Origin of the sequence: Embleya sp. NPDC050493, from assembly GCF_044458105.1 — a bacterium.
Classification (GTDB): Bacteria; Actinomycetota; Actinomycetes; order Streptomycetales; family Streptomycetaceae; genus Embleya.
Genome location: NZ_JBITHP010000025.1, coordinates 114,735 through 139,032 on the forward strand (window position 1 = coordinate 114,735; position 24,298 = coordinate 139,032).

General features: G+C 71.1%; 21 protein-coding genes. 6 read left to right on the top strand and 15 right to left on the bottom strand.

Annotated elements, in window-relative coordinates:
• Positions 1-111: 111 nt before the first annotated feature.
• On the bottom strand, positions 112-2,181 hold the full coding sequence (locus tag ACIBM5_RS35630; RefSeq protein WP_396010837.1) for a hypothetical protein: 2,070 nt from the start codon (positions 2,179-2,181) through the stop codon (positions 112-114).
• Positions 2,182-2,542: 361 nt separating this feature from the next.
• Entirely contained in the window at positions 2,543-2,746 is a 204-nt protein-coding gene (locus ACIBM5_RS35635; protein WP_396010838.1) for a hypothetical protein, read from the bottom strand.
• A 516-nt stretch (positions 2,747-3,262) separates the two neighbouring features.
• Between ACIBM5_RS35635 and ACIBM5_RS35640 the strand changes: the two genes are divergently transcribed.
• Positions 3,263-4,027: a ZIP family metal transporter gene (locus ACIBM5_RS35640; protein ID WP_396010839.1), complete on the top strand. Its 765-nt coding sequence runs from the start codon at positions 3,263-3,265 to the stop codon at positions 4,025-4,027.
• 358 nt (positions 4,028-4,385) lie between these two features.
• Here the strand turns inward: ACIBM5_RS35640 and ACIBM5_RS35645 are convergent, their stop codons facing one another.
• From ACIBM5_RS35645 to ACIBM5_RS35655, 3 genes are all read right to left on the bottom strand, one after another.
• A complete protein-coding gene (locus ACIBM5_RS35645) occupies positions 4,386-4,793 on the bottom strand; it encodes a VOC family protein (RefSeq protein ID WP_391586162.1) in 408 nt (135 codons plus the stop codon).
• Entirely contained in the window at positions 4,790-5,221 is a 432-nt protein-coding gene (locus ACIBM5_RS35650) for a DUF3995 domain-containing protein (RefSeq protein WP_396010840.1), read from the bottom strand. The genes ACIBM5_RS35645 and ACIBM5_RS35650 overlap by 4 nt, the downstream gene beginning before the upstream one ends.
• Positions 5,222-6,435: 1,214 nt before the next feature.
• On the bottom strand, positions 6,436-7,434 hold the full coding sequence (locus ACIBM5_RS35655) for a pyridoxal-phosphate dependent enzyme (protein WP_396010841.1): 999 nt from the start codon (positions 7,432-7,434) through the stop codon (positions 6,436-6,438).
• 225 nt (positions 7,435-7,659) lie between these two features.
• Here ACIBM5_RS35655 and ACIBM5_RS35660 point away from each other — a divergent pair, with 225 nt between their 5' ends.
• Positions 7,660-8,190 carry a hypothetical protein gene (locus tag ACIBM5_RS35660; RefSeq protein WP_396010843.1) on the top strand — a complete coding sequence of 177 codons (531 nt, stop codon included), beginning with the start codon at positions 7,660-7,662 and terminating at the stop codon, positions 8,188-8,190.
• 617 nt (positions 8,191-8,807) lie between these two features.
• On the opposite strand, the gene ACIBM5_RS35665 is transcribed toward ACIBM5_RS35660, so the two are convergent.
• The 3 genes from ACIBM5_RS35665 to ACIBM5_RS35675 all read right to left on the bottom strand — a co-directional run bounded on the left by ACIBM5_RS35665 (position 8,808) and on the right by ACIBM5_RS35675 (position 11,463).
• Positions 8,808-9,682, bottom strand: a protein-coding gene (locus tag ACIBM5_RS35665) for an IS5 family transposase (RefSeq protein ID WP_396010844.1) whose coding sequence is annotated in 2 segments (ribosomal slippage) — positions 8,808-9,289 and positions 9,289-9,682 — 876 coding nt in all. Because the reading frame shifts where the segments join, the coding sequence is not laid out codon by codon here.
• A gap of 190 nt (positions 9,683-9,872) precedes the next feature.
• Positions 9,873-10,568 carry a hypothetical protein gene (locus ACIBM5_RS35670; protein ID WP_396010845.1) on the bottom strand — a complete coding sequence of 232 codons (696 nt, stop codon included), beginning with the start codon at positions 10,566-10,568 and terminating at the stop codon, positions 9,873-9,875.
• Between the two features lie 196 nt (positions 10,569-10,764).
• On the bottom strand, positions 10,765-11,463 hold the full coding sequence (locus ACIBM5_RS35675) for an alpha/beta fold hydrolase (RefSeq protein ID WP_396010846.1): 699 nt from the start codon (positions 11,461-11,463) through the stop codon (positions 10,765-10,767).
• Between the two features lie 1,144 nt (positions 11,464-12,607).
• Between ACIBM5_RS35675 and ACIBM5_RS35680 the strand changes: the two genes are divergently transcribed.
• Positions 12,608-12,979: a YrdB family protein gene (locus ACIBM5_RS35680; RefSeq protein WP_396010848.1), complete on the top strand. Its 372-nt coding sequence runs from the start codon at positions 12,608-12,610 to the stop codon at positions 12,977-12,979.
• A 2,057-nt stretch (positions 12,980-15,036) separates the two neighbouring features.
• Here ACIBM5_RS35680 and ACIBM5_RS35685 read toward each other — a convergent pair.
• From ACIBM5_RS35685 to ACIBM5_RS35695, 3 genes are all read right to left on the bottom strand, one after another.
• Positions 15,037-15,957, bottom strand: coding sequence for an anti-sigma factor RsbA family regulatory protein (locus ACIBM5_RS35685; RefSeq protein ID WP_396010849.1), 921 nt, complete (start codon positions 15,955-15,957; stop codon positions 15,037-15,039).
• Positions 15,954-16,295, bottom strand: coding sequence for an STAS domain-containing protein (locus ACIBM5_RS35690; RefSeq protein ID WP_396010850.1), 342 nt, complete (start codon positions 16,293-16,295; stop codon positions 15,954-15,956). The genes ACIBM5_RS35685 and ACIBM5_RS35690 overlap by 4 nt, the downstream gene beginning before the upstream one ends.
• Before the next feature lie 64 nt (positions 16,296-16,359).
• On the bottom strand, positions 16,360-17,355 hold the full coding sequence (locus tag ACIBM5_RS35695; RefSeq protein WP_396010852.1) for an aminoglycoside phosphotransferase family protein: 996 nt from the start codon (positions 17,353-17,355) through the stop codon (positions 16,360-16,362).
• A gap of 345 nt (positions 17,356-17,700) precedes the next feature.
• Here ACIBM5_RS35695 and ACIBM5_RS35700 point away from each other — a divergent pair, with 345 nt between their 5' ends.
• Positions 17,701-18,537 (top strand): undecaprenyl-diphosphate phosphatase, encoded by an 837-nt coding sequence (locus ACIBM5_RS35700; RefSeq protein ID WP_391586249.1) that lies wholly within the window; start codon positions 17,701-17,703, stop codon positions 18,535-18,537.
• A gap of 308 nt (positions 18,538-18,845) precedes the next feature.
• On the opposite strand, the gene ACIBM5_RS35705 is transcribed toward ACIBM5_RS35700, so the two are convergent.
• From ACIBM5_RS35705 to ACIBM5_RS35720, 4 genes are all read right to left on the bottom strand, one after another.
• Positions 18,846-19,487, bottom strand: a complete 642-nt coding sequence (locus tag ACIBM5_RS35705; RefSeq protein WP_396010853.1) for a hypothetical protein — start codon at positions 19,485-19,487, stop codon at positions 18,846-18,848.
• A gap of 470 nt (positions 19,488-19,957) precedes the next feature.
• A complete protein-coding gene (locus ACIBM5_RS35710) occupies positions 19,958-20,311 on the bottom strand; it encodes an ATP-binding protein (RefSeq protein ID WP_355529903.1) in 354 nt (117 codons plus the stop codon).
• 658 nt (positions 20,312-20,969) lie between these two features.
• Positions 20,970-21,620, bottom strand: a complete 651-nt coding sequence (locus ACIBM5_RS35715) for a hypothetical protein (protein ID WP_396010854.1) — start codon at positions 21,618-21,620, stop codon at positions 20,970-20,972.
• On the bottom strand, positions 21,617-22,411 hold the full coding sequence (locus ACIBM5_RS35720) for a hypothetical protein (RefSeq protein WP_396010855.1): 795 nt from the start codon (positions 22,409-22,411) through the stop codon (positions 21,617-21,619). Before ACIBM5_RS35720 ends, ACIBM5_RS35715 begins: the two co-directional genes overlap by 4 nt.
• Before the next feature lie 570 nt (positions 22,412-22,981).
• On the opposite strand from ACIBM5_RS35720, the gene ACIBM5_RS35725 reads away from it, so the two are divergent.
• Together ACIBM5_RS35725 and ACIBM5_RS35730 are read left to right on the top strand one after the other, a co-directional pair.
• Positions 22,982-23,779 carry a GNAT family N-acetyltransferase gene (locus ACIBM5_RS35725; protein WP_396010856.1) on the top strand — a complete coding sequence of 266 codons (798 nt, stop codon included), beginning with the start codon at positions 22,982-22,984 and terminating at the stop codon, positions 23,777-23,779.
• Positions 23,780-23,922: 143 nt separating this feature from the next.
• On the top strand, positions 23,923-24,219 hold the full coding sequence (locus ACIBM5_RS35730) for a hypothetical protein (RefSeq protein ID WP_396010857.1): 297 nt from the start codon (positions 23,923-23,925) through the stop codon (positions 24,217-24,219).
• Positions 24,220-24,298 lie beyond the last annotated feature (79 nt).

The window sequence follows — 24,298 nt, forward strand, 5'->3', positions numbered from 1 at the left end:
GGGGCCGGGCACGGCGTCGGCGTCGGGTACGGAGGACATGTGTGCTCCCTCGACTGGCGTGGGTTCCGGCGCCGGACGCGGCCGGAACCCACAGCCTCACACGGGCAGGCGTTATCCCGCGGGTGCCGTGCACGGCGCGCCGCCGCACACGTCGACGACCCGACCGGTGGCCAGGAACTCCGCCTTCTGTTGTCGGGCGACCGGCGAGTTGCGCGGGTCCGAGTGCGGGTCGCGCCCGTACTCGGGTCCGATCGGCGGCGTATTGGTCACCGGTGGCGCGGGCGACCCGCTGTCCCAGACCACCAGCGCGGACCCCCGGTACGGCTCGCGCGGCAGCGGCCGAATTCCCCAATAGGGATCCCGGTCGGGGTTGCGTCCCGGCGCGATCGCGGGCTCGTGGATCCGCGCGCCGATCGTGCGTGCCTCGGTCTCGGCGGTCACCGTGGAAACCTGGTGGTCACCGAACGCGATCTGCATCAGCACCTGGTGGCGCGGCGTACGTGGCAGCGGGGTGTGGTCCAGGCCGCTCGCATAGCCGTTCGTCTCGCCGCGGTCCCACAACATCTGGAACAGCGACAGCACCACCTGCTGATCGAGCTTGTCCGGGAAGCCGGCGTCCAGGATCTGCCCGTACGGCCCGAAGTCGGAGCTGCGGTTGAGCAGGACGCTGTAGTTCATCCCGGTCACCCCGAGCACCCCACGTCTGGCGTCCTGGGACACCGCGACCAGCGACCCGCCGAGAATGCCGCCCTGGCTGTTGCCGTCGTAGACCAGGCCCTTCGATATGTCGATCAACGGCCGCCCGCTGTCGGTACGAAACGCCGGGTCGGCGGCGAAGCCCTGTTCGTGGATCATGTCGCGACCGAGGAACAGCGCGTTCAGGAAGCCCTGTCGGGTGCGATCCGGCACCGCGCCGAAGCTGCCCGGGTCGGCGAGCGCGCGGGCGACGGTGGGCAGGTCCTCGTCGGCCATGCCGATCCACTTGGTGGCGCAGAACGTGATGTCGTGCTCGGCGGCCATCGCTTTGACGTTCCCGCCGCCCACCTCGTTGTTGCTGCCGAGCAGGCCGTGTCCGTACAACGAGGCCTGCGAGGGCCGGTCGAACGCTGCGCGCGGGATCTCGCAACGGAACTGCGCGGATTGGGTGTTCCCCGGCAACTGCCGCGGCAGCCCGTCCCGACCGAGGTTGAGCGTGGAACCGGTGGGACCGCCGGGCCGGTTCAGATAACTGGGTACGGTGACCGTGCCGGTCACCTCGCGAGCGATCCGCGAATCCTGTTCCGGCGTCGAGTTCTTCACTCCGGTCACCGTGAACTGCGGCGCCCGGTCGCCGAGTCGACCGAACGCGTCGTCCCGCATCCGAAGCATGCCGCCGGTGAGGTTGCGCTCGCTTGCGACGGTGAAGTCCCAGGCCAGGTAGAGGCCGCGACGATCGACGCCGGCCCGGTCCAGTCGATCCAGCGCCGGTCGAAGCTGCGCCTGGCGAGCGGCCAACGGGTCGCGGCGCGGCAGGGTGCGACCTGCGATCCTGGCGAACGTCTCCGGCGCGGCGATCACGTGGCCGTCCGCACCGCGCAGGTTGCGCAGGCCGACCACGTAGTGGTGGCCGGGGACGAAGTTCTCGGCCGGGTGCACCAGCAACGCCTGCCGGGTCGAATCCGTGGCGTTGGCGTCGAGTTCGGCCCAGTAGGGCCGGCGTTCGCCGGTCTCGGTGTCGAGGATGACGATCGGCGCGTTCCGGGCGAGCGACGCGCCGACGTCGGTGACCGGCGCCGCACCGCTGCGGCCGAGGTCGACGCCGGGGATCCGGGTGATCAGCGTCGAGCCGGGCGAGAAGCCGTCGTTGCGATTCCAGTCGTCCGGCGTGGCGCCATGCGGCATCATCGCCGCCGTGAACGCGACCCGACGCCCGGTATCGGTGCGCCGATCGGCCTGCGTGTACCAGTTGTTCGGAAACGGCAGCAGACACGCGGCCGGATCGATCGGATCACAACCGGCTTCGCCACCCGGATGGTTCGGATGCGCCTCGGCGGCGGGTGGAACCAGGAACGACACCAACAGGGCGGCCACCGCGACGACGATCGCGGCCGGCCGTCGGCGTCGAGGACGGTGCGCGGTTCGGCTCACTATTCCTCCAACTCCTACGACGAGCGAGGGCTGTGCAGGAATATCCACCGACATCTTGCAGCGCTTGCGTCGCAAGGGGAACGGGGAACGGAGGTGGCGAGTGGGTACCAGGCACGCGGGGCGACTTGCGGCGGGCACGCGCGTTCCCCGCCACGGGGAGCCTTGGTTCTGTGGCGGGGAACGCGGTGGGGGTGGTGTGGGGGGGTGGGTGTCGAGTCGGGTCGAGTCGGGATCGGTCTGGTGGTGGTTTCGGCTGTAGCTGTAGCCGTTGTTCTGGTTCTGGCTGTAGCTGTCGTTCTGGTTCTGATTCCGGTTCTGATCCCGGTTCCGGTTCTGATTCCGGTTCCGGTTCCGGATGTCGTTTCGGGTTGGCTTGGTTGGGGCTTTGGTTGGGTTCCGGTTCCGGTGCCGGTCGTCAGACCTTGGCGAGCTTGCCCGGGTCGACCGATACCTCGACCGTACGGAAGCCGCCGGCAACGCCGGGCAGCGTGAAGCACACGTCGGCACGGCCCATCGTGGTGCGCACGACCACTCCCGGTGCGCCTACCGGGACGGTCTGCTTGGTGAAGCCGCCGATCGGCTGTGTCGCCTTGACCCTGTCGCCTACCTTCACATTCATCGTTCCGTTTCTCCCCGTTGCGTACATGGCATGGGTCGCCCACACGCCTCGCGGCTCTTCCGGGGTCGCCCAAGTCGCGCGGCGGCGTGGCACGGAGTACGGCACGCCCGGAACCTGGCCATCGGCATGCAAGCCGGGCGGGGTCGTAGGGGCAGCCGTCACCAGAATAGGCGGACGTCCGCGCATTGGCGCCTGTATTTCGGCGCCGGGACGCCTCCATTTCGATGCCGAAGTCCCGATTGTCGCCGGGTGTGGCCGGGTGTGGCCGGCCGGCGTACGGTGCGTGCCCGATTGTTGGTTTCGCGGACGACATGTAACCAACTCGGCGCGATACCAACCGACATAACGGTGCACGCCGTCGCCACGCAGGCGCGCAGCGGCTTCGGGGGCGCGGGCGCGACGTGTGTGTGGTCACTCGTACGGCGCAACAACCGGCGCGTTCGCCCATCCGCCGGCCGACGATTGATCGATGACGCCGTCGCGAATGCAGCCTCCGGATCCCGGGCAGGCGCGGGCATGACCGCCGTACTGGTCGCCGCCGGCGCCTTCCTGATGACCCTGCTCGGCGGTTGGGTGGCGCAGCGCATCGGCGACCGTCGACACCTCGTACTGGGCCTCGCCGCCGGGCTGATGCTCGGCGTGGTCGCGTTCGACCTGCTGCCCGAGGCGCTGTCCGCGGCGGGCGATCGGCTGGGCGGCGTGCCGCAGGCGCTGCTGATGTTCGTGTTGGGCTTCCTGGTCCTGCATGTGGTCGAGCGCTCGGTGGCGATCCACCGGGGCCACGAAGGCGAGTACGCACCACATGCCCACCACCACGGCCCGACCATGGGCGCGGACGGGCGGGCCAAGGGCATCGGCCTGACCGCCGCCGCCGCGCTGGTGGGGCACAGCGTGATGGACGGCTTCGCGATCGGCGCGGCCTTCCAGGCCGGTACGACGGTGGGCACCACGGTGGCGATCGCGGTGGTGGCACACGACTTCGCGGACGGCTTCAACACGTACACGGTCACCCGGATGTACGGCAACGACCGCCGCCGGGCCGTGACCCTGCTGGGCGCGGACGCCCTCGCACCGGTGACGGGCGCGGCCATCACGCTCGCGTTCACCATCCCGGAACACGCCCTTGGCCTCTACCTGGGCTTCTTCGCCGGCTTCCTGCTCTACCTGGCCACCGCCGACATCCTGCCCGAGGCCCACAGCCCACACCCTTCGGGCTCGACCCTGCTGTGCACGATCACGGGCGTGGGCTTCCTTTGGCTGGTGATCTGGCTGGCGCAGTAGGCGGCGGCGGGTTGGGGGTTGGGGGCGCCCGAGTCTCGACGAGGATGTTTGTGTGGCACGGCGGCCGGCGGCTCGGTCGTCGCCTCGGGGCGTCGGGGCGTCGGCACCGTGACGGCTTTCTCGGCTTGTTCGCCGGCCGGGTCGACCGTACGGGTGGTCGCAGCGGGGCCGGCGGCGGCCGGGCGGGTTGTGGAGTGAGTACCCCTCGGCCGGCCATGATCGTGGTTGCGATCGGGTCGCGGCCCTGGTCGCTGTTTCGGCCATGGTCGCGGGCGTAGCCGGCTCGGCGACCTCGGGTCGGTGGCCATACCGAGACGAGGCCCCTCGCGGTCGATGCATGCAGCCGCGTAAGCCTCGCTCAGCGCAGCATCGGGCCGGTGCGCTCGATCAGGTCCCAACGGTTGCCGTACAGGTCGCGAAAGACCGCGACGACGCCGTACTTCTCCCGCCGAGGCGGCTCCTCGAAGATCACGCCGGCGGCGAGCATCCGTGCGTGCTCTCGGGCGAAATCATCGGTGTACAGGAAGAGTCCGACCCGGCCACCGGTCTGATCCCCCACCCGGGACCGCTGCTCGTCGTCCACGGCCCGGGCCAGCAGGACCGCCGCCTCGTTCGGCCCCGTACCGGGCGGCGCGACCACGACCCACCGCTTGCCATCCTCCATCGGGGTGTCCTCGCGCAGGTCGAACCCGAGGGCGCGGGTATAGAACGCGATGGCCTCGTCGTAGTCCCGAACAACCACCGCCACGAGCCCGAGCCGGTTCATCGTCCGCTCCCGCCGGCCGCGACCGCCGAGCCGGCGGCGAGCGCGAGGCACAGCGGCGAGTAGGCCATCCGATCCAACCGGCGAAAGCGCTCGGAGGACGACCCCGGCGACGCGACATCCGTGCGACCGACAAGGCCGAGCACACCACGCAGCCCCAGGACGCCGGCCACCCCGAACGCCCCGGTCCGGGCCAGCGCGGGTCGACGCCTCGGCCGCCCCGCAACCAACAGCGCCGCCGCACCCAGTGCACCCGCGACAGCGAAGCACGCCGCCGGCCCGGGCACACTCGACTGCCCGACCACCGCATCCGACAGCGACTCCCGATCGGGCAACGGCCACGACGACCCCAGCCCCCACGCAACATGCAGCCCGGCAAGCGCGGTCAAACTCCCGACCGACACCCGCACGGCAACGCCCTCGATGGTCATGCGCCCCAAGCTACCTCCACGCACCCACACACCCCGGCCACGGGTCGACGACAAACCACAACCGAACCAACCACCATCCGACCCGACGCGGCTCGACGCGGCTCCTACCGACCAACGGCAACCACGAGCAACCGCAACCGCGACGACGGCGGCGTGACAACGGCAACGGCAACGGCGCAGCGTCGGGTGACACGTCGTCCCGAGCGCACCACGCGCCGGGGACGGCTCCCGCGCGACGTCATGCCGGCGCCCACGCCTCACAGCCGGGTCGCAAGGCAATGCCTTCCCATCGGTCCCGTCGCCAAGATCGGGCTTGCCGGCTATTCGCCACCCAGGCACACCCCGCCTGCCCGAGTACCCGGTTGGGCGGCTCCCCGGCTGGGTGGGTGCGCGGGTGCGCGGGGCGCGCGTACGCGGGTGCCGGAAGCCCCGGGGCCCGGGAGAACGAGTGCGCGGCTGCCCGGGTACACGGGTGCCCGGGCGCCCGGGTGCGCCGCTGCCCGGTGCCGGACGGACCGGCCGGCACCGGGCAGCGGCAGGTACGCGGGTACGCGGCAGCCCAGAGCGAGGGTGCGCGGGCGGGCGCCCGGTGCCGAACGAGCCGGCCGGCACCGAACTCGCTGCCGCAGGCGAGTCGGTCGTGGTGCTCGGCACGCACCGAGCGGCCCGGCCGGCACCGGGCACGGCAGGTACGCGGGTGCGCGGCAGCCCAGAACCCGGCTGCGCGGGTGGGCGGCTGCACGGGTGACCGGTACCGGACGAACCGGCCGGCGCCGAACTCGCTACCGCAGGCGAGTCGGTCGTGGTACTCGGCACGCACCGAGCGGCCCGGCCGACACCGGGCGCGGCGGGTACGCGGGTGGGCGGCAGCCCAGAGCGCGGCTGCGCGGGCGGGCGGCTGGGCGGGTGCGCTGCTGCCCGGTGCCGGACGGACCGGCCGGCGTCGAACTCGCTGCCGAGGGCGGGTCGGTCGTGGTGCTCGGCACGCACCGAGCGGCCCGGCCGACACCGGGCGCGGCAGGTACGCGGGTGCGCGGCAGCCCAGGGCACGGGTGAGTGAGTAAGCGGCTGCCCGGGTGCGGGTGTAGCGAGTTCCCGGCGGCGCTGACGCCGGGGCACGGCAACCCGGAAGCCCGGGGCCGGGTGAGCGAGTGCGCGGGTGAGCGGCTGCGCGGGCGCCCGGGTGCCCGGCCGCCCGAACGTCCACCAATCGGCTACCGGCCGTCCCTTGCCTGCAAAGCGGACATGGACATGGCCCTGCCGACGGTGGTCGGGTGGCCGAAGAGGCCGGGCAATCCGCCCGTGTGCAGGAAGATCGTGCGGTGGCCGGGCCGGACCTCGCCATCCTTGACCGCCGCGATCAACCCGGCCATCGCCCGCGCGGTGTAGATCGGGTCGAGCACGATGCCCTCAGTACGCGCAGCCAACGTCAACGCGGCCATCGCCGACTCAGTCAACGTTCCGTATCCGTCGCCGACTTGATCCGACCGCACCCGCAACTCCGCTCGCGCACAACGCGCGTCGTCCCGACCCGAAAGCAACCCGTGTACGGTCCCGGACGGATCGTCGACGGCGCCACAGTGCACGCCGAGCACCCGTTCGGGGCCGAGTTCGTCGACCAGCCCCGCCATCGTGCCACCGGAACCCAGCGCCACCACGACAACATCCAACTCGGGTTCCTGACCGATGAGTTCCCGCGCACACTCCGCGTAGCCACGCGCCCCGAGCAAACTCGACCCACCGAAGGGCAGCACCACCGGAACGCCACCACGTTCCCGCAGCCGCGCGGCCACCTCCTCGGCCATGGCGTCGAGTGCCGCCCGCCCCACGTCGCCGGCCCACACCACCGTGGCGCCGAACAGCCCGTCGAGCGCGATGTTTCCGGACGTCGACGCCCCACCCGCGCCCGCCAGGACCAGTACAACGTCCAGACCCAACCGCGCACCCGCCGCCGCGGTCAGCCGTGCGTGATTGCTCTGCGGCGCACCCGTGGTCACCAGCGTGGTGGCACCGGCGGCAAGCGCCGCGCCACAGGTCCATTCGAGCTTCCGTACCTTGTTGCCCCCGCCGCCCAGACCGGTGAGATCGTCCCGCTTGACCCACAGATCGTCCGGACCGAGACCGAGTGCGACCGCCAACCGCGGCGCAGGTTCAAGCGGCGTGGGCCAGGTCCCGAGCAACACCCGCCGAGGCATCCGACCTTCCGACTCCATCGCCATCACCCTCCGCCTGTCGCCCCACACGGATCACCTGCCGGCCGCCGCATGGCCGCCTGCCGCCTGCCGCCTGCCGCCTGCCGCCTGCCGGTCATCGTGCCACGGCAACCATCCCCCGACGGTTGCCGATCGTCGGCGACATCCCCGGCGCGTCCCTCGGAGCGATTTCCGCTGTGAGCGGACCCCCTTGCCTTCGGAGAACATCGGCGTAAGTTGAATTACATGATTACAACAAAGCAGGAAGCCGTACGAGGCTGGTTCACCGGACGCCTCCCCGAGGGACTGTTCACCGCCCTCGTCGACGTGACCGTCGACCGCGAGGAAATCACCGTCATCGGCCGCATCCCCGAGCCGGAACTCGCCGACGACGTCTCCACCGACGAGCGCGACGCGGCCCGCGACGGCCGAATCGCCGAATTCCGCGAACGCACCCGCGAGGACCGCATGGCCGTGGCCCGCGAAGCCGAGCGCCGCTTCGGCCGCAAGGTCTCCTGGGGCGTCGAATGCGGCAGCACCCGCGCCCTCTACACCACGGTCTCCGTACCCGTCATGACCCGCCTCCGTCAGCCCGAACGCCAGGTCCTCGACACCCTGGTCGCCGGCGGCGTCGCCCGCAGCCGCAGCGACGCCCTGGCCTGGTGCGTACGCCTCGTCCAGCGCAACACCGACACCTGGCTCACCGACCTCCGCGAGTCCCTGGAAACCGTCGAACGCATCCGCACCCAGGGCCCCGACACCACCCCCGCCAAGTAACCCCGTCCCGCCCTCGCCCAAGTTCCCCACGGCCGACAGAACCGACAAATCATCGCAATCACTCGACACCACAGACAGCCGAAAACACACCAGTCACGCGCCCCATCCGCCAAGGCTCGGGGCGGCGCCACCCGGCCACCGGGCACTGCCGCCCCGCTCGTCGCAACACCGCCCGAGACCCCGCCCGAGCCCAAGTCCCCCAGGACTCAGGGCGGCCACCGACCATCCGGAACCGGCGCCCCGCTCGATGCCAACACCTGGACAGGCCCCAACCCGAGCGCCCGCGTCCGCCATCGGCACCGCGCCGGCGGCTCTCGCCGAGAACGTGACGACGGACCGGGTCGCCGCCGCTCACGAATCAAACCGCCCCACGCCAAGGCAACCGGCCCACCGGAAGACGACGTTGCAGCCCGACTCCGGTGAGCGGGGCTGCGCCGGCGGTTCCGACCGGGAACGGTGTGGCGGTCGTCGGTTCGGCGAAGTCCCGCGCCTTGGGGCGGTGCAGCGGAGCCGTCGACGATCCGTCCCCCCAGCGTCCCGAAACGCCCCACCTTCGATCCGGTTCGGCTCCGCGCGGGGCGTCGTGGCGTTAGGGTCTGTTTGAAAGTGGATCTTGGTCACGGCCATTCGCCGATGGCGGCGATGGTGACGGTGGCTTCGTAGCGGACGGCCGGCTTGTCGAACCTGCCGGCCACTGCGCGGTTGCGTTGCAGCCGGTTGATGCCGCACTCCACCGCGTGGCGTGCCTTGTAGTCCTCGCGGTCGAAGACCGGCGGGCGTCCGCCCGCCGGGCCGCGTTTCATGCGGTTGCGGATCCGGTCGGCAGGTTCGGGGATGGTGCAGGCGATCCCGCGTCTGCGCAGCAGTGCGTGGTTCGCGCGGGAGCTGTAGGCCTTGTCACCGCGCACCCGCCCCGGGCGGGTGCGCGGTCTCCCGGGTCCGATCCCGGGGACCCGGATCGCGTCCGGGAGGTTCGCGAACTGCGTTGAGTCGCCGCGCTGTCCGGCGGTGATCAGCAGGGCCGGCGGACGCTGGCCCTGCTCGCAGACCAGGTGGATCTTCATGGTCAGCCCGCCGCGGGACCGTCCGAGCGCGTGGTCGGACGGCTCGTCGACCACGCCGCCGGGCGGCTCGCGCTGCAGATCCCCTTTTTGCGGGCACCGGCCGCGTGCTGATGCGGCTGGGCGATCGTGGAGTCCACGTTCACGTCCCGGATGATCAGACCCCGTGCGTCCGCGCGGGCCTGCACGTGCTCCAGGACCCGCGCCCAGGTCCCGTCGCGCTGCCGGCGCCGGAACAGGCTGGACGCGGATTCCCACGGCCCGCACCGCTCGGGTATGTCCCGCCACGGCGCACCCGTCCGGGTGCGCCACCGGATCGCGTTCAGCTGGTCCCGCCGCGTGAACGCGGTCGGCCTGCCGCGCTTTCGCGCGGCCGGCAACAACGGCTCCAGCACAGCCCATTGACCCTCGGTCGGATCTCCCCGCCCCACACGACGATCATCGCAGACCAAGATCCACTTTCAAGCAGACCCCAAGGTCTCGCGGCCGGCCGTCCACGACGTCGCCGGTAGGTTCGGCCACCCACGCGCCCTCGCGGACGGCGTCGCCGGCTTCGACAGCCGGGGTCCACGCGCTCGCGGGAACCCCGGGCCGACACAACAGCGCGCCTGGGCAGGGTCGTTACCGCAGGACGGACCTGCCCTCGAACACCGCCTCCCGGATCTTCATGTCGTCGCATGTGCCGTCCTCTTCGAGGAACTCGGGGAGGACCACCTCCGCCAGGATGTCGACCTTGCCTTCCCCACCGAGGTAGACACCGGCGTTGGCGCCGTCGGAGTACGGGTCGGCCGGCCCGCCCGCACCGGAGTCGGCGCTTGCGACCAAGCGGGCGTCCGGTTTGCCGGCGAAGTAGATACAGCCCCGGCCGCCCGTCTCAAGCCAGGTATGGGCAGACACCGGCCCCTTGACCACGAGGGCGCCCGCTTCGGTCAGTGACGTCGCAAGAAGGTTCCGGACGGTCAACGACCGACCGACGAACAGGCAACTGTCCCAGAGGCACACCAGGTCCTGCGCCACGACCGAGCCGGTGACGTAGAGCGTTGTGTAGACATCCATGTTCAGGAAGGTGATGGGACCGCTGACGGTCAGGTCGCCGTCGATGACGTAGACCGTGTCCTCGCCCTCGCCCTCGTCCTCGTCCTCGTCCTCGTCCTCGTCGGGACCGTTGCCCAGCGCCAACGCGCCGTCGATCGCCAGGTCACCGCGGTGGACGTAGAAGTGCTCGGGCTCTTCTCCGAAATAGTCATCGACATCCCAGTCAGGGTTGTTGCTCGCTTCGGCCATGTCGTACCGCTCCAGCGCCTCCTCGACTGGCACGGCATCCCAAGTTGCGCCGGGTAGTCCGAGAAACATGCCTCTCCCTATCGACAGCGGGCCCTCGACGGGTGCTCACCGCTGCGGTGTTCGGTAGCTGCCGTGATCATCCCTCCTCGCTACGACAACATGCGGGCCGGCCGTCATCATCGCCGCCATCGGCGAATGGCTGTGACCAAGATCTACTTTCAAACAGTCCCTAGCGCGCGGCGAGGGCTATCCGCGCCAGCAGATCCGCGAACAGTTGGGGTCGGCTCAGGAACGGGTGGTGGTCCGTCGGGATCTCGATCACGTGGTCGGCCCGGGTGGCTCGTTCCCGTTGCCAGGCAGCCGAGGAGCCGCGGTCCTCGGTGCAGACGACGTACGTGGAAGGCACGTTCCTCCACGCAGCCGCAGCCGGGCTCTGGCCGAACACGGCCATGGACTGCGGTACGAGCCGGCGCACCGCCTCCGCCACGATCGCCGGATCGTCGCAGCCCTGAAGGAAGACCTCGGCGGCGGTCTCGGATCGAGCAGAAATCGTCCCGTCGCTCCCGACCTCCATCCACGGCGCAGGCTCCGCCCCGGCGAAGTCCGCCAGGGTCTCGCCGGGTTCGGGCATCACGGACGTGACGTAGACCAGACGGCGCACCGAGGCCAGTCCGGCGGCGGCCTCCGTCACGACCATGCCTCCGTAGGAATGGGCGACCACGATGGTCGGCTCATCGGTGTCCTCGAGCACCGCGCGTGTCGCCGCGATGTCGTCGTACAGGTCGCCCAGCCCGGCCACATCCGGTCCCGCGCTGGTCAGTTCGACCGCCCGCGTATCGAGCCAATGCGCGGCGAGCGGCTCCACCATGCGGTGCCACCACCACGCGCCATCCGTCACGCAGGCCCCATGTACGTAGACGACTCTCATTGCAGAACCTCCCCGTCGGCTCCCTTCACCGCTTGTGCGGCTTCCCTCATGATCAACACAGGGAGCGGCCCGCAGCGCACGATTCCGCCACCGGCGGATTCCGCCGTCGGCACAAGCCGACCGGCAGTTCACCAACCCCGCACAACGGCGGGGCACGTCCGGCCGATCCGTGTCGCACGGTGCCCAGCCATACCTCCGCAGCGCACAGCCTTCCGCGCTGACGCCCCCTCACCAGAGATCACCGCTCCGCACTCCGATCACCGCCCACAAACAAGAGCACCGCTCTCCCCCACCCACGACGCCTCACGCTCACCTCCCAGGGCAGGCCCACCCGGCACCGCACACGAGCGAACCGATGCCCGCCGCAAGCAACGAGCGCCCCACAACCCGAGTCGCCCCCAGCCGGTAGTTGGCAGCCGGTAGCCGGTAGCCCACCAACGGTGTCCGACCAACCGCGCGTCGCGGTCCATCTCCGCGCCCGCACCCGGCACCTCGTCGCGGCCGCGCAGCGCAGCCGCGCTCACATTCCTGTCTGTAACCAGCAGCCGCTCCCGCGATCACCGCCCACAATCAGAAGCACCAACCCCATCCGAGAGCACCAATCACAATCAAGAGCACCGCTCTCGTTAGAGATCGCTGCCTCAGCTCGTAACAGCGCATCCAGCACTCAAAGCCACCCCCGCGGAGGCAGCAAGCACCATCTCCATCCGATGGAACGCGAGAGCACTGCTCCCGGCAGTGAGCACCACACTCAACCGCGAGCACCAACCACAAGCGAGAACACCAGCCAGAAACAAGAGCATCAACCGCAAGCGAGAGCACTGCTCTCGTATCAGAGCACTGAGCGAAAGTCGGACTCAAGTCAGACTCCTTCGCCATCGACCTGCCCCTTCTGCGACGCAAAGAGCCCAGCCTTCGCGTGCCGCCTGCCACCCGCCCGGCCCCAAGATCAAATCGAGAACCGACCGGTTGATAGATAGCGGGACGCGTGTCGGGACACCGCGCACGGATCGGCGCCGCAGAGAACAGGTATGCGAGAGCACCGATCTCAAACGAGAGCAGTGCTCTTGACTTGGAGCAGTGGACGCAGAATGATGCTCTCAGACGAGAGCGGTGCTCTCGCGGTTGAAACGGGGAGGCTCGCATGATCGTGCTCTACTGGACCGCCATGGTGGCTCTGTTCCTGGCCGAGTTGGCCGTTGTCGGAGCCACCGCCTTCTGGGGGTTCACTCTCGACGCGGGCCGGCCGCTCCGGATCCTGGCCGGGCTGGCTGCGCCCGCACTGATGATGTTTCTTTGGGGTCGGTATGCGGCAGCCAACAACGCCGATGCGCTCACGGGCCTCCCCCGGATCCTCTTCGAGGTGGCCTGGTGGGGTACGGGCATCGCGGCGTTCATCGCTGCCGGCCTCCTTCCCGGCGCGATCGGCATCGCCGTCACCCGCCTCACCGGGCTCGCCGCCCAGCGCAGCAAGGCGCACACACAGCGCGGCACCGAGGCCGAGGCCAAGGTCTGAAAATTGCCCGAGGCGATTCCCCTCCGACGACGGAACAGCATGCGGCCGGCGAGGTGAGGTGAGGCGGAGCGGTTGTCGGCTTCGGTAACCACCGGTCGGCAGCATGTCGTCCAGCCGTGGCAGTCACTTCCCAGCGCGGGCACCGCTCCGCAGATAACCCGCCTGCCGCCTCCTCCACCGCGCAACAACCCGACGCATCACGGCTCTTGGCCGGTGAAGACCGTGTCCACGAGCAACCCCAGGCCCAAAGCAGCCCTGACCAGGCGGCCGAGTCGGTGACAACCGCACCATGCCACCCGAATTCGCCCGCCCCTCGCGGCCACGCAGAGCGCAAGCGCCGGGCGACGCGCACCATCACGCCCCGACCCGGCCCGGCCTGACGTAAGCACAAAGCGACCCGGACCCGCGACCCGTCGAGATGCGACGTCCGACTCGCGGAAGCCGAGGGCTCAACCGCGTCACCGAAGCACCCCACCCCCACAGGCACGCACAGCGGAAGTACCGGGTGCGCACGCACCACCCCAGACCCGAAGCAAGCACAAAGTGAGCTTGGTCAGCTTTGACGGACGCCGTCGTTGTGGTGCTCAGGTTGCGGCGAGTGTTCTCGTATTCGACGGGCGTGCGATCGCCGAGTTGCTGTGCCGCCTGCGTAGGTTGTGCCAACGCTAGATGTACCTCGAAGACCTTGGCGTGGGCGACGGCCCGGCTGGGTCGGGGCCGATCGGTGTCGAGGGCGTCCGCGTCTCGGGCGGGTCGAAGTCCTTCGCGACCTGAGCTGAGCTGAGCTGACCGGCCGGTGGCCCTGCTGGACAAGGCCATGATTTCGACCCTTAACTCCGGGGCGAACAAGCGGCGAAGCCGAGGCTTCTTCCCCATGCAGTGCAGTCCACGATGGACATGCTCCCAGGGAAGGCGTGCCCCTATCCAAGGTGTCCGTCACCGTCAATGTGGATCAAGCCCGCCGGTCGGCTCGACCCCGCCCCGTCGTGTGACGGATGTCGCCCAAAGGGAGCCGTGGAACCAACACACATGCCGCGGGGTGGCCGAAGGCCGTGTCCGCAAGTAGATCCAGACCCCAAAGCAGCCTGCCGGGCCGCGGACTTTGCGGTCGGTTTTGACCCGCAGGGTCGGTGAGAGAATCCCGCCGTGCCACCGAAGCACCCCCACCCCCGCAGGCACGCGCAGCGGAAGCACCGGGAGCGCTCCGCCACAGAACGACGCAGGCACCAAGCGACCTGACCCCGCGCTCCCGTCGAGACGCCATGTCTGTCCGCCTGTGGGGAAGCCGTGGGCCCGGCCAGGTCGCTTTCGCAACCGGTTGACCCGCAACGTCGGTGAGAACCACGCCGTGTCGCCGAAACACCCCCCGCCCACCCCCGCCTCTGCCCAGAGCGGAAGCGCCGGGTGCACAGCATCACGGACCAACACGAGCATCACACGACCGACCTCGCGCCCCGTCGAGGCCCCGAGGTTCGTCTATAGAAGCCCTGGGCCCAACCAGGTCGAGTCCGCAGTCGGTCGAAGGACTGCGCGCCGAGGCGTCGACGCACCCAGCACCCCGACCCACCCCGACCCACCCCGACGCACCCCGCAGCACCCCGCACCCCCGCGACCCGCCCCCGCGGGAACGCACGGTGCAGCGGAAGCATCGGGTACGCGACGCTGCGGGAGCAAGGCAAGCGCCGAGCGAGCGGCGGCAAGGCAAGCGCCGGGCGGGCGGCTGGGGCCCGCCCGCCGTCGAAATGTGATGGCGTGTCGAGGGGCGTGGTGGTGACCACCCGGCGGGGCTGAGGGGTTGGCCCGGGTACCGTCCGCCGCCTGCGGGCTTGTCCTTCGCCGGCGCCCCCGCCCGCCCCGACCCGCGCTTCTCGCCCCGTCCGGGTCCGGGTCCGGCTCCGGGTCCGAGACCGGGTCCGAGTCCGGGTCCGAGTCCCCGTCCGCGCCCGCGCCCCCGCCCGCCGAGGGTTCGGCCGCCTCCACGAGTGGCCACTGATCGGAGACGTCCCGCACCCATGGCAACGGCTCTTGCCGGGGCGGGCGGCCCCCGGAGCGGCGCCCTACCGTGACAGGCGTAGCCGCACGGTTGTTCCCATTGCCGCCGTCGAGCGGATTTGCACCAGGTCGCAGATTTGGTTGGCCATCCACAGGCCCCGGCCGCCGTCCTGGTCGGGGGTGGGGCGGTGGCGGCCGGCGAGTGGGTCGACGATGTGGCCCGCGTCGTGGATTTCGCAGACGAACGAGGCGTCCTCGATCCAGACCGTGACCGTGCCGTGGCCGCCGCCGTGCACGATGCTGTTGCCCGCGATCTCGCTGACGGCCAGGATCGCGTGGTTCACCTGCGCGCGCGCCGCGTTGCCCATGGCGCGGCGGACCAGGGAGCGCACACCGGCCAGTTCGCCGGAGCGAAACGCCAGACGGTCGGCGTGCCCGGGTACTGCGGGCAGCGCCGGGCCGGTCAGGGTCGCGGCGAAGTCACCCGCGGCGAGGCGTATCCCGCCACGTTCGGCCGCGCCGGCCAGCACCCGCGGATGCGAGTGCCGCACGCCGTCGATCACTTCCGCGTCGAGCGCGGATACGTCGTACGGACACAGGAGTTGCCACGCCACGTCGTCGAATGCCAGGTTGAGCAGCGCCTCGTGGTGTCGGCACTCGACGATCTCCTGGGGGCTGCGACCGGCCCAGATCGGCTCGCCGATGCCGCGGAACACGCGGGCGCCGTTGCTCTCCGCCCAGTCCTGCCAGACCGGGATGATCCGGGCCGGATTGCGGCCCACCCGCTCCATGTCGATCCAGGCCACCCGATCGGCGTCGGCGCCCAGTTCCTTGCGCAGCGCGCCGGCTCGCGGCTCGATCACCGCGACACCGACCGCCTCGCCGTCGACCAGACCGGCCCGGACGAAGCCGGCGGTACGCTCGACGAACTCGTCGATGCCCGCGTAAAGCAAGGCGTCGTGCCGGAACATCGTGGCCGTCGTCATCCGGTCTTCACCTTCTCCAATACCAAGCCCGGGACCCGGTCCCATCCGGCAAGCCGAACGAGCACGCACAGTTCCTCGGAAACGCAACGCAGAACCAGGCGTCTCCCGGGCTGAATCCGCACCGCAGCCTCGACCAACGTACGGATGCCGGCGACGTCGATGAAGTTCAGCGACGACACGTCGACGTAGAGGTCACCCGTACCGCTTGCGCTCTGCGCGACCAGGGCCGAGCGCACGTGCGCGCAGTTGTCGAGGTCGACCTCGCCGAACAGGCGCACACCCAGTGGCGGCGAGGTCCGCTCCACTCGGAGCACGCTGTCCGTGTAGTCGACACCCATGCTCGTCCCTCCCCACCACCGATCGTTCTGAGCAAGCTACCCGACACCGGCCGTCCGACACCGGTCACCCCAGGCGTCGTCGCAACCACAGCAGTGCGCCGTGCGCCTGTGCCCGCTGGAACGCTCGCACCGTCGGCAGTCCGGGCGGGGCGGGCCGCAGGCAACTCTCGGCAAAGAATCCGGCCGCGGCGGCGAGGACGGCGGTGATCCGGTCCGGGTCCACCCGCCGCGCCGCGAGGTGGGCCTCGATCGGGTCGACGGCCGGCTCGCCGTTGTGCATGATCACGCTCGGTGCCATCAGGACCACGTCGAACCACGCGGCGCCGAGTACGGCCCACGGCCAGTCGACGAAGACGACCCGGTCCGCGGTGAGCAGGATGTTGTCCGCGCGCAGGTCGCAGTGTACGAGCGCGGTGCCCTCGGCGGCGGCCGACCAGTGCGCCTCGTGCGCGGCGAGCCGATCGACGTGGGCGCGCGTCCAGGGCCCGAACGACTCGGGATCGAAACCACGCGCCCAGGCGCCGAACGTCTCGGCTAACGATTCGGCCACTGCGGGTACCTCGACGGGCGACGGATCCAGTGCGGCGGCGAGTTCGGACTGGGCGGTCAGGACCCGTTCGAGGTCCTCGGGGCGCCACGGCTGCGCGGGCGTGTGTCCGTCGACGTCCTCGAACGCCAACGCGACCCAGCCGTCCAGGTCGACCAGGGCGAGCAGGCGCGGTACGGGGGCGTCGGCCGGCAGCGCGGCGGAGATCCGGGCCTCCGCGCGGTGCAGGTCGGGCGAGTCGGGGTTGGCTTCGAGCCCGACCGCCTTGACGAACGCACGCCGGCCGTCCGCGAGTTCGACACGGGCGGCGACGCCGGGCGAAAATCCGCCGACCTGGGTGACGGCGCGGACGACCGATGCGCCGAGCCGCGCCTCGACGGCGGCACGCAGTCCGGCCGGCGCGGCCTCCCACGGCATCCGGGCACCGGCGGCAAGGGGCGGCGCCGGAACGTCCGGGCGTGGCCGGGCGGCCTGGCGGGTGGGTGGGGCCTCGGCGGCGCCCTGATCGCTCATGCCCCCAGGATTCCCATCCCGCCCGACTCCGGGCAAACGTATATCGGCCCGCACCCCGGCTCAGGCGCCCTTCCTCCGACAGCCCGCCCCCGCCGGCAGCCGTCCCGCCGGCGGCCGTCCCACGGGCAGCCCTCCCGCCGGCGGCCGTCCCCGCGCCGGGCAGCCCTCCCTCCGACGCCCGCCCTCGCGCGGCCGCGCCACCAGGAACGGATTCGGACCGGCGGCTCGGCCGTTACCGTTCCGTCCAACTTCGGCCATGTGATGTCCACCTGACGCACCGTAGGCCGCCGCTACCGTTGCCGGCATGATCCGCATCCCTCTTTCGTCCCTCGGAGTCGTCCGGTGATCGGTTGGTTCGAGGCCGTTGTACTCGGCTTGGTCCAGGGGCTCACCGAGTTCCTGCCGATCTCCTCCAGCGCACACCTGCGCATCGTGTCGGCGTTCGCCGGCTGGGAGGACCCGGGCTCGGCGTTCACCGCCGTGACCCAGATCGGGACGGAGACCGCCGTCCTGATCTACTTCCGCAAGGACATCGGCAAAATCGTCTCGACCTGGGTGAAGTCGCTGTACACCCCGTCCCTGCGCGGCGAACTCGACGCGCGCATGGGCTGGTACATCATCGTCGGCACGTTGCCGATCGGGATCCTGGGCCTGGTGTTCCAGGACACCATCGAAACCACGTTCCGCGATCTGCGGCTGATCGGTACGACGCTGGTCGTGTTCGGCCTGATCCTGCTGTTCGCGGACCGGATGGCGCTGAACAACCGGGGGATGGACAAGCTCAACGGCAAGGAGTCGTTGATCTACGGCTTCGCCCAGTCGCTCGCGCTGATTCCCGGCGTCTCGCGCTCGGGCGGCACGGTCACGGCGGGCCTGCTGATGGGATATCGGCGCGAGGTCGCGGCGCGGTACTCGTTCCTGCTGGCCATCCCGGCCGTACTGGCCTCCGGCGGCCTCGAATTGTTCAAGATCGGCGAGGGTCCGGCACCGGCGTGGGGGCCGACGATCCTGGCCACCGTGGTCGCGTTCGTGGTCGGCTACGCGGCGATCGCGTGGTTCCTGAAGTACATCAGCACGCACAGCTTCACGGTGTTCGTGGCCTACCGCGTGGTCCTGGGCCTGGTCGTCCTGGGCCTGGTGGTCTTCGGCGCGCTGGAGCCGACGGCGGGAGCGACCGAGTAGGTTCCCACCCCCCTTCGGCGCCCCCGGGGCCCGATCCTCCCGACATCATGACGCCCGGGTCCGCCGCGTACCCCACCCGGCGGGCCCGGGCGTCGCACGTTGGCGCACGGTCGCGAAGCGACCTCCCGGGCGGGTGCCCTCGCGCGCCCGTGGGTGCCGAATCCCGGCAGGCGCGGCAGGCACTTGCCGAGTCCAGTCCCGTCAGGCATGGCAGGCACTTGCCGAATCCCGGCAGGGTGCGGCAGGCACTTGCCGAATCCCGGCAAACGCAGCGGGCGCTGATCGCTCTCTCGGTATCCGCTCGTCAGTCACTCGTCGCCGAGCATGGCGAAGACGAAGGCCAGTCGGCGGTCCACCCATGGGGCCAGGACGCGGACCGGTTGATGGCGTCCGTCCGTGGTCATCACCATTTCGCCGGCGGCCTTCCAGGCGAGCACGCGTGGGCGGACCGGGCCGAGCGAACCGTCGTCGCCGGAGAGCAGGGTGTCGAAGGTGAGGCTGAGCGCGGTGTCCGCCGTGTGCGCCGCCAACCTGCGCGGATCGGTCGTGGCGAAGAGGTTGCGGCCGACGATCTCGGGCCGGCCGGGTTGGTCGATCCGCCACGTGTGCTTGAGCAGTCGACGGGCGGGCGGAATCCGGCGGATGGTACCGACGGGTTCGCCGTCGGCGGCCCGGACCCGGTCGTGCCGTACGCCGTCGACCGTCTCGGCGGCGTCCACCGTGCAGAGCAGGCTGCCGTCGGGCAGGTACAGCGAGCGGCGGTCGTCACCGGCGAACGCGCACGGGGTGAAGAAGCCGCCCGATCCGCCACCGCGGAGGATGCGGATCCCGACCCGGGAACCCGTCGCGGACTTGGCGGCGGCTGCGGACGAGGAGGCGAGCGAGCCGTACGTGAACGCGCTCACGCTCTGCCAGTCGGTCGAGTCGGCCGAATCCGTCGCGTCGGTCACGTCGGCAGGCGTCGGCCCGTGCGACTCGGGGGTCGCGGAGCCCGGGGTGCCAGTGGGACGTGCCGGGCCTGCCGGGCCTGCCACGTCTACACCGTCTGCCGCGTCTGTGACGTCTGCCAGGTCCGCGGTGCGCGCTGTAGGCCGGGCCTCGGAGGTGTTCGGCCGAGACTCGGGCGTGGGCGACCCGCTCGGATCGGCCATCGGCCCCGGCCCCGGCCCCGGCATCGAATCCGAATCCGAGTTCGAGTTCGGCGCCGACCCCGGCCCCGGTATAGCGGGCGGTTCCGCCTGGGGTCGCGCCCTGCGCCTGCCGAACACCATCCGGGCCCCGTCCTCCTCCGTCACGACACGTCGATCGGCGTGGAGGCGAGCGGGTGGCGGTCGTCCGCGCCGACGCGACCGTCCGCGCGTGATCGCCGCACCGCCCGTACGCCTGCGCGCCGGTACGGGTCCGACCGTACCGGGAGGGCTCAGTCCTCCTCGAACCCGGCACACACCGCCTTGCGTCCGCTGCTGCGCAGTTCCACCTTGAACCGCTGGGTGAGCGCGGCGACCACGAGCAGGCCGCGGCCGGCCTCCGCGTCCTCCAGTACCTCCACGGGAGACGGCAGCGAGCACGGCAGGCAGTCGAGTACCTCCACCCACAGGACCCGGCCGTGCAGCGAGGCGGAGACCTCGTAGTCGCCGTAGTCCCCGGCGTGTTCGACCGCGTTCGAGGCCAGCTCGGAGGTGACCCGGACCGGGTCGTCGGACTCGAAGCCGACCCGTTCGCAAAAGCGGCGCACGTGCGCGCGAGCGGCGGAGACCGTTTGCGGTTTCGACACGAGCCGTACAGTCGAGCGCGTTCTGGACACGGTGGTGGCCACGTCTCCCCCTCCAGTCGGTCGGGCTGCTGAGAGCACCGTGATCGAATACACCCTGGAAACGGGCCCGAACTGCGATTATCGGTCGCCGAACGTCCGCGATCTGGTAAGAACCGCGGCAAGATCGGTGAACCACTTGGAAGTTACCGAATCCGAGCGCCTTCCGGGCGGATCGCTTGGCAAAGAAAACCGCGAATCGCATCGGACAAGCCGCACGTATGACGCCAACCCGCCATCCGAGCCCGGAAGTTCACCGAATCCGCAGGTCACAGCCACCTTACCGGCGACACGACGAGAGCGCGCGACGTCGGGACGCCGATGAAAAAGCGGCCGGGCCCGGGCGCGCCGAGCAGGCGTGCGCAGGCGCGGAAGGGCGCGCGGCGGACGGGCCGAACGGCGCGTGGGGGCGTGCTTTCGCTGCGCGTAGACGCCGGCTTCGGGCGGCCGCACCGGCCGCAGGCGGATGAGAGGTGACGGGTGGGTGGCAGGTGGCAGGTGACGGGTGGGCCGGCGTGTCGAGGCCGGTGCTTACGGCACGGCACCGCACCGCACCGCATCGCATCGCACCACCCTGCGCCGCGCCGCGCCGCACGGCCCATCCCACCCGCGCTGCCCTCCGTCAGAACCGCACCGAGCGTTCGAGCGACTCGATCTCGCCGAACCGTTCGGTGGCGCTGCTCGGCGCCGAGGACAACAGGTAGATCGGTACCACCCCGGTGTCGATCACGGTGACCCGGAGCCGGAACGGGGCCACGTTCTTGTCCTCGGGGGTGCACTCGATGTCCATCAGCCACGCGTTGCGGCCGTCGATTCTGGCCGCCTCGTTGGAGCGGACCGCGTCCTGGGCCTTGGCCGGGTAGATCAGTTCGAGCTGGGCCCGGCCCACGGTCTCGGCCACCTCCGGCATCGTGCGCGGTTTGGACACGTACGCCTTGGTGTCCACCACGCCGACCATGAACGTCCCGAGCGGGTTCTTCGGGTCGGCGGTGGGCTTGGCCGTGGGATCGGCGGTCTTGGGGTCGACGGTGGAGGCGACCGAGGAGTACAGGCCGACCGCGGTGTCCGGCGGCTTGGCGTACCAGCCCTGGGGCAGCACGTACGAGATGTGCGCCTTGGGGTCGCGGATCTCGCCGGGCCGGGCCGAGTGCGTGGGCGACGGCGTCGCGGACGACCCGGCCTTGGCGTCCTCGGCGTCCTTGTCGTCGGCGGGGCCGCACGCGCCGACGGCTATCAGCGCGGCCAGGGTCACCCCCAGCGCCGCGCGCCTCATCCCTCGACCTCCACGTCGCCCGCCTCGACCGCGGCGCGGTAGGCGGCTTCGACCTCGCTCCGGTCCGCGCCCTCGCGGTCGAGCAGGTGCGCGTACAGCAGGCGCGAGCCGTCGATGCCCGAGTCGAGCGCCCGCCGGATGTGCTCGCGTGCGTCGCCGATCCGACCCGCGTCGAGTTCGGCGTCGCCGAGGTCGACCAGCGCGTCCTCCTGGCCCGCCGCGACCGCCCGGGTCAGCCACGCGATGCCGTCGTCGACCGCGTCGCCGTTGAGCAGCAGCCGGCCGAGGTTGGCCATGGCGAACTCGTCGCCGGCCTCGGCCGCCGGGCGCAGCAACGCCTCGGCCTCGGCGGCGCGGTCGAAGTCCTGAAGGAAGGCGGCGAAGTCGTTCGGCGCGTCGGGATCGCCGGCTTCGAGCGCGGAGACGTACCACCGCTCGGCCGCCTCGGGCTCGTCCAGCGCGTCGGCCAGCAGGTTCGCGATCGGCAGCGCCCACTGCGTCTCGCCGAGCCGATGCCGCTCGATCAGCAGGTCGACGGCGGCATCCACCCGGCCGGTGACCTCCAGCAGTTCGCTGAGCGCGTCCACCGCCTCGACGTCCCCCTCCGCCAACGCCTCCCGCAGGATCGCCTCGGCGGTCTCGTCGCCTCCCGCGAACATCAGCTCGCCGGCCTTGCGACGAGCCTCCGGCACGCCGGCGTCGGCGGCTTCGAGGTAGAGCTTGACGGCGGCATCCATGCGTCCCTCGCGCATTGCTTGGTCGGCCTGGGCGAGGTGGTTAGTGCCGGACATGGTCCTGCTTTCGGATCGCGGAGCGTAGACCCACGAGCCTGCCACATCCGACCCCGATCCCCACGCCCGCCACGAGTCGGCGAACACGCATGGGCGCGAGGCGCCGGGCGCGAAGCGCGGACGCGGACCGGGTCGCGGGTGGTGGCCACGGCCGGGCCGTACCGCGCCCCGGGCCGTGTCCGCGTCCGCGTCCGCATCTGCGCCCCGTCCGCCTCCGCCTTCGTCTCGCCGTCGCCCGGAACGGATGCCCTCGGAAAAAATGCGGTGCGATGTCGCCCCGCACCGTCAGCCACTGGGTTTCGGTGAAGGCGTCGAGGTTGGCGTGCGGGCCGCCGAAGCGTGCGCCCGTGCCGGACGCGGCCTGGCCACCGAACGGTGCGCGTTCGCCTCGTTTTCACTGAGCGGAAGCGGCGTGCCTCCCGTCCCCCCGCTGCCCCGCTGTCCCCGCTCTCCCCGCTCTCCCCGCTCTCCCCTCAGCCCCGACGCCTCGTCACGCTGCGGCCCCGTGCCCCGATCGCACGGGCCGAAAATGGCTGCCCGGGCGGCTGCCGCATGTGATGGGGTGGCTCGATGAACGCGACCGTGACCTCCCTGGCCTACCGCACCGACCTGATGTTGCTCACCCTCCAGGGCAGCCACGTCGAGGAGCGCGACGATTACCTGGTCGTCCGGACGCCGGCCAACCCCACCTTCCACTGGGGCAACTTCCTCCTCCTGGCCGCGCCGCCGTCCCCGGGCACGGCCGCCGCGTGGATCGACACCTTCCGCCGCGAATTCCCCGACGCGGCCCACGTCACCCTCGGCGTCGACGGCACGACCGGGGCGGCCGGCGACCCGACCGACCTGGCCGCCGCCGGCCTGTCGGTCGAACGCAGCACCGTCCTGACCGCGACGACGCTCCACGCACCCGCGCGCCCCAACACCACCGCAACCGTCCGGATCGCCGAAACCGACGACGACTGGGCCCAGGCGGTGGCCCTCAGCGAAGCCACCAACCCGGGCTTCGACCCTGCCGCCTACCGCGAATTCGTCACCCGCCGCGTCGCCGGCTTCCGCGACCTCCAGGCCCGCGGCCACGGAGCCTGGTTCGGCGCCTTCGAGGACGACCGACTCCGCGCCGGCCTGGGCCTGTTCACCGACGCCCAGGGCCTGGCCCGCTACCAAACCGTCACCACCCACCCGGCCCACCGCAACCAGGGCCTGGCCTCCACCCTGGTCCACGCCGCAGCCCGACACGCCCAGGCCCACTGGTCCACCGAAACCCTGGTCATCGTCGCCGACCCCACCTACCTGGCCATCGACCTCTACCGAGCCCTCGGCTTCACCGACACCGAAACCCAAATCCAACTCCAGACCGACCCGGTCTGACGCAACTCCTCGACCTGCGCTTTCTCGACCTGCGCACCTCGACCTGCGCATCCTCCATCCACGCCTCCTCGACCCCAGGAGAACCCGATCGGACCGCGTGGGGTGCGGGTTGGTCGGGAGGGTGGGCTGTGAGCATGGCGGGTATGGAGAATTGGTTTCCCAGGCGGCCCGGGGACGACCCCCTGGAACGGGCTTCCGTGGTGGGTGAGTTGCCGGAAGTCGAAGGGCCCGCGCGTCGGTTGGCGCAGGCGTTGCTCGGATGGCACAACGCGGCGCCCGGGGCGGCGGAACCGGCACACGAGGTGCGGGTCGTGGTGGCACCGGCCGCGCCGGCGGACCGGGAGCTGTGTTGGCGGCTCGAGGTCGCGCCGGAGCGGGTGGAGCGGTTGATCGCGTTGTTGCGGCGGGATACCGAGGCGCTGTTCGCGGCACCCGAGTGAGACTGCCGGGCCCCGACCGCCGGGCCCCGGATTCGTGACCCGGCTTCGCGTCCCGGCTTCGCGTCCCGGCTTCGCGTCC